Raw genomic sequence first — 7,643 nt, 5'->3', positions numbered from 1 at the left:
AACCACTGCTGCATGAAGTGAATGCGTAGCAGCATCTCAACAGGAAACGGAGGCCGTCCTTTGCGACCTTCCGGGGCGTAAGGAGCAATCAATGCCACAAGATCCTTCCACGGCACGACCTGCTGCATCTGCTCCAGGAATTCGCGTTTGCGTGTTTTTTTGGTGGAAAGGTTCAGGCCAAGATCAAATTGCTGCATAGGCCGGGATGCTGCCGCACCCGGCACGCATGTGCAAGCACATGCGTTGGGGATTTATGCAGAGGTTCCTTAGAGGTTGATTTCATGCGCTTTAAGAACCCGCAAGACTTTCTGGATGTGTTCGGCGCCACGTCTTCAACTAGGCGACTCGGGGAGGTTCTTGGCCTCTCCGCCAAAGTGGCCGCGCGCCTGGCAAAGCAGTGCGGCATCAAGCCCCTCACCTCTAAAGCACATATCCCAGGCCTGGAGCACCTTCCCGGCACTCCCAGCTTTATGGAAACCCGGCAATGGGCAGGCGGAACCATCCACCGCATTGACTGCCGCGTCTCAGGCGACAGCCCAGGCTATCGCTCTTTATTGATTCACCGATCCGCCATCCACTTGGAAGAAACACATGACGATGACTAAATGCCTTTACGCACTGGCCCTGGCCATCTGCTCTGTTGCTTTGCTGATGTTTTGGGCCACAGGGCCTGCCCAGGCAGAACCCGAAGCCAGTGAGCCTGCATCGAAGCCTGGTGCCATCCGCATGGCTGCTCGTGATGCCTTCGCCTGTCCCGGCATGCATGCTGAGTGGCTGGACGAGCACACCGTTCAGTGCCTGAAAGTCAAGCCATGAACAAGCGCTCTCCCAATGAAGCCAGCCGCGCTTTCAGCGTCGGCGGCTGGATCGTCCTCTCCCCTGCTGAACGTGCAGAGCGTCTGCAGCAGCAAAAGCGCCCCAAGCCAGAGCGCGGCACCAACACCAGCCTCAGTTACCAATGCCCGGAGATGAACCGCACTCGCGGCATACCCGAGGCCCGCTTTGCAGCCTTCAATCTGCCAAGCCGCTTTGAAGACTTTTTGCACTACCCGGATGGCCGGGTGGAACCCTTCCCTGAGCCCTCCAGCTCTCAACCCCTAGCCCGCTAACAAGCGGGCATTTTTTTGGAGCCTCAATGTCAACGACCCCGCCAAAGCCCGCAGCCAAGCCGACACCAGATCAAGTGGCTGCAAACAGTTCAGCCAGCTCCATCGTCAACGACCCCAATGAAGTGCTGGGCGAGTTCGATGGTGGTCAGTTCATGCTGATCCTCTCGCTCGCCCTGGGCACCGTGGCTGCCGCTGTAGTGGACAACAAGCGCAAGGGCAAGATTCCATTGACCTGGATTTCACGCTGATCCCCAACACCCAGCAAGTGAGCATCACCCATGCGCTGAAGCTCAGTCGCCCCACCATGGATGGTGAAGCCATGGAAAAGGTCAAGCGCGACACCGTGATGCATGTTGGCAAGTACGGAAAGCTGACCGTCATGCCTGAATCACAACTGGAACTGATACCTCGCCACCCCAAAACCGGCAATTAAAAAGCCCGTAGACGCAGAGCAGGTAAGCGCTACCTGCTCTTTTTTTTTGACTCTAAGGAATCGCTATGTTCGATCAATCCGCAATCCAGCAACTGACCAAGGCCGAAGCCTCCCAGGTGCTCAATACGGCAGTAGCTGCGGCCCTTGAATCACAGGGTATTGCAGTGCTCCCTGATGACTTCAAGACCAAGGATCTGGAAGCCTACCTTCCAGAGCGCCGCCGCGCTCGCAATGCCTTCTCCACCGGCTATGTCGCTGACTTCGTGAAATGCGTCAATTCGCACAAAGAGGCTGGCTGCACCATCTATGTGAATGCCGATGCCATGAGTGCCACTGCTGTGCTCAATCAAGGCTCTCCTGATCACCCAGGCCACTGTGACAACAAAGCCACCGTAAAGCTGCAGAAGCTGGCCTTGTTCAATGACATTCTGAAACTGTGCGATGGTGGCGCGATCAGTCAGCGCACCTTTGCCCAGTGGATTGAAGAACGCAAAGAAGCCGTTAAAGCGCTGGACACCGAGCATGCGGAACTACTGCTCACCAATGTGGTGACGGGCATTCGCAGCGTCACGATTGAATCCACCAAAAGCTCCAGCAACTCCGTTCAAGCGCTCTCGGCAGAGCGCAGCGAAATGGAAAGCGTCATGGCCAAGGTCAAGGACGACAAGGACAAGCTGCCCACCTACCTGAAATTCAACACCAAACCATACAAGGAACTGGCAGAGCGCGAATTCTTTGTGCAGGTCAACTTGATCACCTCTAGCCGTGAAACTACGTTCTCCTTCTCCTTGTGGGGCGTCGAGCAGCACTTTGAAGAAATGGCCGAACAGTTTGCCGCACTGACCAGTGAGGCATTCACCGAAGAAGGCGCTCCCCCCGTGCTTATCGGCTCCCTGTCCACCGGAAGCTAATTCCCCTCCCTATCCATGACCCTCGCGGCCATGGGAATCAGCACAGGGCATGCACTTCGCGTGCCCTGTCCTTATTTATCACCGGAAAAACTCACATGAACGCTTTTGTGCAAGCCGCCCAGCAACGCAAACCCAAAAAGATCAGCAATCGCACTATCGACCCTGAACTGCTCAAGATCACTAACGACCCACCTCCCGGCAAGCGCGTCATGGGTGAGCCAAAGTACAACGCAATATTCAAAGCACTCAAGCCCAACCAGCGCATTGCCTGTGAGCCCTCTGAGTCTCAGCCCATTGCACAAGCCCTGCGCAAATACATCAAAGACAACGGCCTCACTGCTCAGTTCGATGTGCGCTCAGTACAGCACTACCCCAAAGACCAGCGTGGTGGCGTCTGGATGATCAGACGAATCCCTGCGTCCAAAGCATGAGCGCGCCCCCCCCAAGCGCTGCGGCAGCTGCGGTGCCCCGCTTCCTCCCCATTTCAAAGAAGACCAAGGCCAGGCTCTGCCCTGCGGTCACTGACTAACCCCTAGCCCACCACTGAGCGGGCTTTTTGTTTTCTGGAGCCCTACGCCTACCCACCAATATCAGCATCATCACCAAAATGGCTTTGCATACTTGCCTGCAACTCGTTTCATGGTCGGTTGAGCGCAGATCAAAGGACCCTTCAATGAATGACACGATCAACACCATCACCAGCACAATTGCCAGTGAGTTCTCAGATGTCCCAGACGCGGCCCAAGCGACAAGAATTGTTGTTCGCCTGTTTTTAGCAGCCGTCCTAGGTGGCTTGCTTGGCTGGCAACGCGAGGCCAACGGTAAAGCTGCTGGCTTGCGCACCCACATGCTGGTGGCCATGGGGTCTGCGTTAGTCGTACTGGTATCTTTGCAGTCTGGAGTGGATACAGCCAATACCGCACGAGTAGTTCAAGGAGTCATCACTGGCGTTGGCTTTCTCGGCGCCGGAGCAATCCTGAAGTCTGATGGCGAGAACTCAGCCCCATATGTGAAGGGCCTGACTACTGCTGCAGGTCTTTGGCTCACAGCAGCTATCGGCGTATGTGCAGGACTTGGGGAGGAAGCAACCGCCGTCATCAGCACAATCTTTGCGCTCCTGATTCTGAGCGTGGTTCCCATGCTGACCAAAAGTAGCCAATCAAAACAAACATCAAAATCAGACTAGCCTCTGGCAACTTTTTAGGCCGAATGCCGGCGCGCTACCTATCAACACTCACAAGCCCGCAATAGCTGGCCTCGGTAGTGAATCTCTTGGATCCCAGCTCTGATAGGATCCATTGCCTATTCATACATAGGAGGAGCAATGCAGCGTATAGGAGCAGCTTTAGCCATCGCAGCCTTGGTATCTGGTTGTGCAACCGGTTTGGATTCGCCGAATCGCTTTGTCGGTAAACCTGTGGCGGAAGTCGTTAAAACAATGCCTAAATATGGCCGCTATGATTTGACCGATAAAAAGGGGCGCCCCTATTACCGCTGGAATTTTGATGCAGTTGAAAAAGTTTCAGTTCAACGCTCGCATGTAAATTCTTACGGCATCAATACAGGATTAAGTTTTGGCAATGAACTCAGACAGCAGCGCTGCAGTGTCACTGCATACTATGACCCGGTCACACTAATCACCACTGACTTCATCGTTAGACGAGCAGGTGGTGGAAAATGCAACAAGATGAACTCTTACCTCGATGGAAGAGCATTTCAACCGACCGATTTTCCTGGTTGACGGATCCTCCCTCAATAAACTCAACTCCTAAGCACTAGCTGCATCTCAACCGACAACCCAAGCCCGCCACTGAGCGGGCTTTTTGCTTTCTGGGGTCTTATGCGAGCAATTGACCTTTTCGCCGGAGCCGGTGGATTCAGCACCGGAGCAACCATGGCCGGCGTGCAAGTTGTCTGGGCCGGTAATCACTGGCCGCTGGCCGTTGAGTACCATGCAGCCAACCACCCTGATGCTGAGCATGCATGCCAAGACCTGCACCAAGCCCGCTGGGATGATGTACTTGGGCATGACCTGCTGCTGGCCAGCCCCTGCTGCCAAGGTCACAGCAAGGCTCGCGGCAAGGCCTACGGCAACCCGCAGCATGACGCAAGCCGCAGCACAGCATGGGCTGTCGTCAGTGCCGCTGAGCATCACCGCCCCAAGGGGGTTGTTGTTGAGAACGTGCCTGAGTTTCTGGACTGGGAGCTTTACCCGGCTTGGCTATCTGCTATGAATGCGCTGGGCTACTCGCTGACGCCGCACATCATTGATGCTGCTGACCATGGCGTCCCGCAGAACCGGGTACGCATGTTCCTCGTGGGCACCCGCAGCAAAGCCGCCCTTCAGCTCAATCTTGAGCGCCGCGAACATGTGCCAGCCACTTCGTTCGTGGATTTCAATGCAGGCAAATGGAGCCAGATCGACCGCCCCGGACGCGCCACCGCAACACTGGAGCGCATCAAAAATGGACGGCACGCCCACGGCGGCCGCTTCTTGACTGCGTACTAGGGCAACGAAAAAGGCGGGCGCAGCGTACATCGCCCCATCGGAACCATCACTACCCGCGACCGCTGGGCCATCGTTGACGGTGACCGCATGCGAATGCTGGCCGCACAGGAATGCCGCGCCGCCATGGGGTTTCCTGCTAATTACCAGTTGCCTAAGCAGCACAGACCTGCCGTGCACATGCTTGGCAATGCCGTTTGCCCACCTGTGGCGCGCGATGTGATCAGCGCCCTCATCGAAAAAATCTGACCCCGCCACCGCGGGCTTTTCTCATTCTGGAGAGCTACATGAGAGACAACATCCCCGACGCCCTGATTGCCGCCTTTGAACGCCAGTACGACTCAAACTGGAATGACCCACAACTGCGCAATGAGCGCCTGGCCATGCGCTACGGCTGGGCCGCAGCGATGGAAGCAAAGCAATGTCTGCACCAGATTCAGGAGCCCATGGTCAAACCTCCAGCCTCGCAGCGCGATGAGCTTCTGCAAATCGCTCTGGACTTCATTGGAACGCTCACTGGCATGTCGCCGCCACCGATTGAAGTAGCGCCACCTGAAGTCTTCGCCCCCTTCTATGCTTTCGTTGATCGCGTTCAAGCGATAACAGCGCATCAAGCGCGTGATGCGGAACGCTGGCGCGAAGTGCTGATGCATGTTGATGCAGACAACCTGCTCGATGGAGCGCAATTCGTAATTCGCGGGATCAAAGCGCCTATCAACGTGATGCGTGGCGGTGTGGCCGAGCACTTCACCAAGGCCATTGAAGCATCTGCGTCACAGCGCGCCGCCCAGGCTGCGCAAGGGGGTGAAGCATGATCCCTGATCGCCAAACAGACCCACTGGGTTACGCGCTGTGGTGGCTCGGTGACTTGGTGCCAGTTCTGCAAGCCAAAGCCGACGCTTACCGCTTGGAGCTGCGCAGCCGCGACGTGCCCAATGTCGATCGCGCCTCTGGATTGAAGCGGCTGAAGCACCTCGCTGACCATCGCGGGCTTTTGGAGCGACTGCCATATGAGCGACGTAGCTGCCGCAGCACCGTGTTTGTGCCGGTCAAATTCCTCAATGAGGATTTCATGGCGCAAGCGGCAGAACGCGATGCCCAGGCAGCAGCCAAGGAAGGAGCCCAGCATGCAAGCTGATCTGTTTTCAGCAGCAGCTCTTGCCTGCACCATTCAAGTGCCGCCCGCGCCTGAGCTAGATATTGGCCGGCACCAGGCTTGGCCATTTCCGGGTTGTACGCCGCGCGAGTGTGCCCAGGCTGCCCTGGCGCGCAGCAGCGATTACCTGGACATGCTCGCTGCAGTCGTCAAAAACGAGACATACGCCGCGCCCGCCGTGAGCGCGATCAAGAGAAACGCAACCCCGAGCCCTGCCACTGAGCGGGGTTCTTTTTTGGAGGCTTGAATGAGCCTGTATCTCACTCCTCAAGAAATTGATGACCTGTGCACACCTCTTACCCAGAGAGCTGCCCAGAAACGATTTATCGAAAAAGTGCTGGGCATTCCTGTTGCCGGTCAACGCCCCGACGGGGTTCCGATTGTGGGCAGAGCTGCTACTGAGGAGCGTCTTCTGAAAAACGAAGCCGCAGCCACACAATCACGCGGTTTTAATTGGAGCAAATAATGGGACGTAGACGTGAGCGAGCCTCCGGCTTTGGCCTCCTGCCGAGAATGGAGGCCCGACCGCGCAAAGATGGAAAGGTAACTTACCGCTATCACCCTGTCGGCGGCAAGCCTGTGAATCTGGGTACAGATCGCGACGAAGCAATCCGCCAAGTGCTCGGCGTGGCCGCTAAATTGAACTCGGCTGGCACGGTGCGTGAGCTGTGGGCCCTGTATCGCAAGAGCCCGAAGTGGGCAGATCTCAAGCCTCGCACACAGAGCGACTATGAGAAATACAGCGTGAATCTGCTCGGGGTTATGGGTGATGTTGCAGCGGCGGTTATCCGCCCCTCTGACATTGCTCGTTACCTGCGTGTGGAGAGAGCAGACGCCCCTGTGCGCGGAAATCGCGAGATGGCCCTGCTGTCCAACCTGATGAATATTGCCATTGAGCGCGGCGACATTGACGCCAACCCATGCAAGCAGGTCAAGAAGAATTCGGAGCGACCTCGCACCGAAGCCCCTGAACCGCATGAACTGAGCGCTTTTCTTGACTGGCTTTTCAGATCAGGCCCACACAACAGAACCTTGGCGCTTATGGCTGAATTCGCAGCACTGGCTGGATCACGGCGCACTGAGTTCTTGGAGCTGCAAATCCCACAGATCGATATGCAAGCCAAAGCCATACGCCTGATGCGCGCCAAGCAACACTTAGGGGCAACGAAAGCTGAAACCATTCAGATGGGTCCCGCCATGGAAAACTTGACCGTGCGACTCATTGGCCTCCCCCGACCTGACAACTCGCTCCATGTCTTCAACAACACCAAGGGCAACCCGATGACCGAGGCAAATTTCCTCACGGGATGGCAGCGAGCGATGGTGGCAGCGCTCAAGGAAGGAGTGATCACCCGGCGATTCACCTTTCATGACCTGCGCGCTTACTGCGCGACCCAGCACAAAGAGAAGTACGGCAGCCTGCCCGAATTGCACGCAAACACGGCAACTACGGCACGGGTCTATGACCGAACGAAGGTGTCGAAGCGCACATCTCTGAACTGATGAATATTCCCACGATGGGAATAAA

The 7,643-nt window shown here is 56.5% G+C and carries 17 protein-coding genes; 16 read left to right on the top strand and 1 reads right to left on the bottom strand.

All coding sequences use genetic code 11. The features are described 5' to 3' along the window. Positions 1–197 (bottom strand): transposase (locus tag AC2I9W_RS17215; protein WP_486411140.1); only part of this gene is annotated, 197 nt, incomplete at its 3' end. A gap of 84 nt (positions 198–281) precedes the next feature. On the opposite strand from AC2I9W_RS17215, the gene AC2I9W_RS17210 reads away from it, so the two are divergent. The 16 genes from AC2I9W_RS17210 to AC2I9W_RS17135 all read left to right on the top strand — a co-directional run bounded on the left by AC2I9W_RS17210 (position 282) and on the right by AC2I9W_RS17135 (position 7,618). Then, the gene (locus AC2I9W_RS17210; RefSeq protein WP_486411139.1) at positions 282–605 is read left to right on the top strand and encodes a hypothetical protein; all 324 of its coding nucleotides are present in this window, start codon (positions 282–284) and stop codon (positions 603–605) included. Then, positions 598–816, top strand: coding sequence for a hypothetical protein (locus AC2I9W_RS17205; RefSeq protein WP_486411142.1), 219 nt, complete (start codon positions 598–600; stop codon positions 814–816). Before AC2I9W_RS17210 ends, AC2I9W_RS17205 begins: the two co-directional genes overlap by 8 nt. Then, entirely contained in the window at positions 813–1,109 is a 297-nt protein-coding gene (locus AC2I9W_RS17200; RefSeq protein WP_486411138.1) for a hypothetical protein, read from the top strand. Before AC2I9W_RS17205 ends, AC2I9W_RS17200 begins: the two co-directional genes overlap by 4 nt. Before the next feature lie 26 nt (positions 1,110–1,135). Further along, a complete protein-coding gene (locus AC2I9W_RS17195; protein WP_486411137.1) occupies positions 1,136–1,357 on the top strand; it encodes a hypothetical protein in 222 nt (73 codons plus the stop codon). Positions 1,358–1,374: 17 nt separating this feature from the next. After that, positions 1,375–1,542, top strand: coding sequence for a hypothetical protein (locus AC2I9W_RS17190; protein ID WP_486411136.1), 168 nt, complete (start codon positions 1,375–1,377; stop codon positions 1,540–1,542). A 65-nt stretch (positions 1,543–1,607) separates the two neighbouring features. Beyond that, the gene (locus AC2I9W_RS17185; RefSeq protein WP_486411135.1) at positions 1,608–2,453 is read left to right on the top strand and encodes a DUF2303 family protein; all 846 of its coding nucleotides are present in this window, start codon (positions 1,608–1,610) and stop codon (positions 2,451–2,453) included. A 95-nt stretch (positions 2,454–2,548) separates the two neighbouring features. After that, positions 2,549–2,884 (top strand): hypothetical protein, encoded by a 336-nt coding sequence (locus tag AC2I9W_RS17180; RefSeq protein WP_486411134.1) that lies wholly within the window; start codon positions 2,549–2,551, stop codon positions 2,882–2,884. A gap of 242 nt (positions 2,885–3,126) precedes the next feature. Further along, the gene (locus AC2I9W_RS17175; protein ID WP_486411133.1) at positions 3,127–3,639 is read left to right on the top strand and encodes an MgtC/SapB family protein; all 513 of its coding nucleotides are present in this window, start codon (positions 3,127–3,129) and stop codon (positions 3,637–3,639) included. Between the two features lie 138 nt (positions 3,640–3,777). Next, positions 3,778–4,194, top strand: coding sequence for a hypothetical protein (locus AC2I9W_RS17170; RefSeq protein ID WP_486411132.1), 417 nt, complete (start codon positions 3,778–3,780; stop codon positions 4,192–4,194). A 99-nt stretch (positions 4,195–4,293) separates the two neighbouring features. Further along, positions 4,294–4,962: a DNA cytosine methyltransferase gene (locus AC2I9W_RS17165; RefSeq protein ID WP_486411131.1), complete on the top strand. Its 669-nt coding sequence runs from the start codon at positions 4,294–4,296 to the stop codon at positions 4,960–4,962. 36 nt (positions 4,963–4,998) lie between these two features. Next, positions 4,999–5,208 (top strand): DNA cytosine methyltransferase, encoded by a 210-nt coding sequence (locus tag AC2I9W_RS17160; RefSeq protein ID WP_486411141.1) that lies wholly within the window; start codon positions 4,999–5,001, stop codon positions 5,206–5,208. 38 nt (positions 5,209–5,246) lie between these two features. Continuing rightward, the gene (locus AC2I9W_RS17155) at positions 5,247–5,774 is read left to right on the top strand and encodes a hypothetical protein (RefSeq protein ID WP_486411130.1); all 528 of its coding nucleotides are present in this window, start codon (positions 5,247–5,249) and stop codon (positions 5,772–5,774) included. Then, positions 5,771–6,097, top strand: a complete 327-nt coding sequence (locus AC2I9W_RS17150) for a hypothetical protein (RefSeq protein WP_486411129.1) — start codon at positions 5,771–5,773, stop codon at positions 6,095–6,097. The genes AC2I9W_RS17155 and AC2I9W_RS17150 overlap by 4 nt, the downstream gene beginning before the upstream one ends. Continuing rightward, entirely contained in the window at positions 6,087–6,362 is a 276-nt protein-coding gene (locus tag AC2I9W_RS17145) for a hypothetical protein (RefSeq protein ID WP_486411128.1), read from the top strand. Before AC2I9W_RS17150 ends, AC2I9W_RS17145 begins: the two co-directional genes overlap by 11 nt. Then, the gene (locus AC2I9W_RS17140; RefSeq protein WP_486411127.1) at positions 6,363–6,581 is read left to right on the top strand and encodes a hypothetical protein; all 219 of its coding nucleotides are present in this window, start codon (positions 6,363–6,365) and stop codon (positions 6,579–6,581) included. Further along, on the top strand, positions 6,581–7,618 hold the full coding sequence (locus AC2I9W_RS17135) for a tyrosine-type recombinase/integrase (protein WP_486411126.1): 1,038 nt from the start codon (positions 6,581–6,583) through the stop codon (positions 7,616–7,618). Before AC2I9W_RS17140 ends, AC2I9W_RS17135 begins: the two co-directional genes overlap by 1 nt. The last annotated feature ends 25 nt before the right edge of the window (positions 7,619–7,643 follow it).

The organism is Comamonas sp. FUJ_7 (genome assembly GCF_057369555.1).
The sequence above is the reverse complement of the archived record's forward strand: the minus strand, read 5'-3'. Positions and strand labels throughout refer to the sequence as shown.

What these genes read in the sequence shown, in the direction of transcription:
- AC2I9W_RS17185 (WP_486411135.1), top strand. Translation starts at nt 1,608, where the DNA reads ATGTTCGATCAATCCGCAATCCAGCAACTGACCAAGGCCGAAGCCTCC.
- AC2I9W_RS17210 (WP_486411139.1), top strand. Translation starts at nt 282, where the DNA reads ATGCGCTTTAAGAACCCGCAAGACTTTCTGGATGTGTTCGGCGCCACG.
- AC2I9W_RS17145 (WP_486411128.1), top strand. Translation starts at nt 6,087, where the DNA reads ATGCAAGCTGATCTGTTTTCAGCAGCAGCTCTTGCCTGCACCATTCAA.
- AC2I9W_RS17155 (WP_486411130.1), top strand. Translation starts at nt 5,247, where the DNA reads ATGAGAGACAACATCCCCGACGCCCTGATTGCCGCCTTTGAACGCCAG.
- AC2I9W_RS17200 (WP_486411138.1), top strand. Translation starts at nt 813, where the DNA reads ATGAACAAGCGCTCTCCCAATGAAGCCAGCCGCGCTTTCAGCGTCGGC.
- AC2I9W_RS17150 (WP_486411129.1), top strand. Translation starts at nt 5,771, where the DNA reads ATGATCCCTGATCGCCAAACAGACCCACTGGGTTACGCGCTGTGGTGG.
- AC2I9W_RS17165 (WP_486411131.1), top strand. Translation starts at nt 4,294, where the DNA reads ATGCGAGCAATTGACCTTTTCGCCGGAGCCGGTGGATTCAGCACCGGA.
- AC2I9W_RS17195 (WP_486411137.1), top strand. Translation starts at nt 1,136, where the DNA reads ATGTCAACGACCCCGCCAAAGCCCGCAGCCAAGCCGACACCAGATCAA.
- AC2I9W_RS17175 (WP_486411133.1), top strand. Translation starts at nt 3,127, where the DNA reads ATGAATGACACGATCAACACCATCACCAGCACAATTGCCAGTGAGTTC.
- AC2I9W_RS17170 (WP_486411132.1), top strand. Translation starts at nt 3,778, where the DNA reads ATGCAGCGTATAGGAGCAGCTTTAGCCATCGCAGCCTTGGTATCTGGT.
- AC2I9W_RS17180 (WP_486411134.1), top strand. Translation starts at nt 2,549, where the DNA reads ATGAACGCTTTTGTGCAAGCCGCCCAGCAACGCAAACCCAAAAAGATC.
- AC2I9W_RS17135 (WP_486411126.1), top strand. Translation starts at nt 6,581, where the DNA reads ATGGGACGTAGACGTGAGCGAGCCTCCGGCTTTGGCCTCCTGCCGAGA.
- AC2I9W_RS17140 (WP_486411127.1), top strand. Translation starts at nt 6,363, where the DNA reads ATGAGCCTGTATCTCACTCCTCAAGAAATTGATGACCTGTGCACACCT.
- AC2I9W_RS17205 (WP_486411142.1), top strand. Translation starts at nt 598, where the DNA reads ATGACTAAATGCCTTTACGCACTGGCCCTGGCCATCTGCTCTGTTGCT.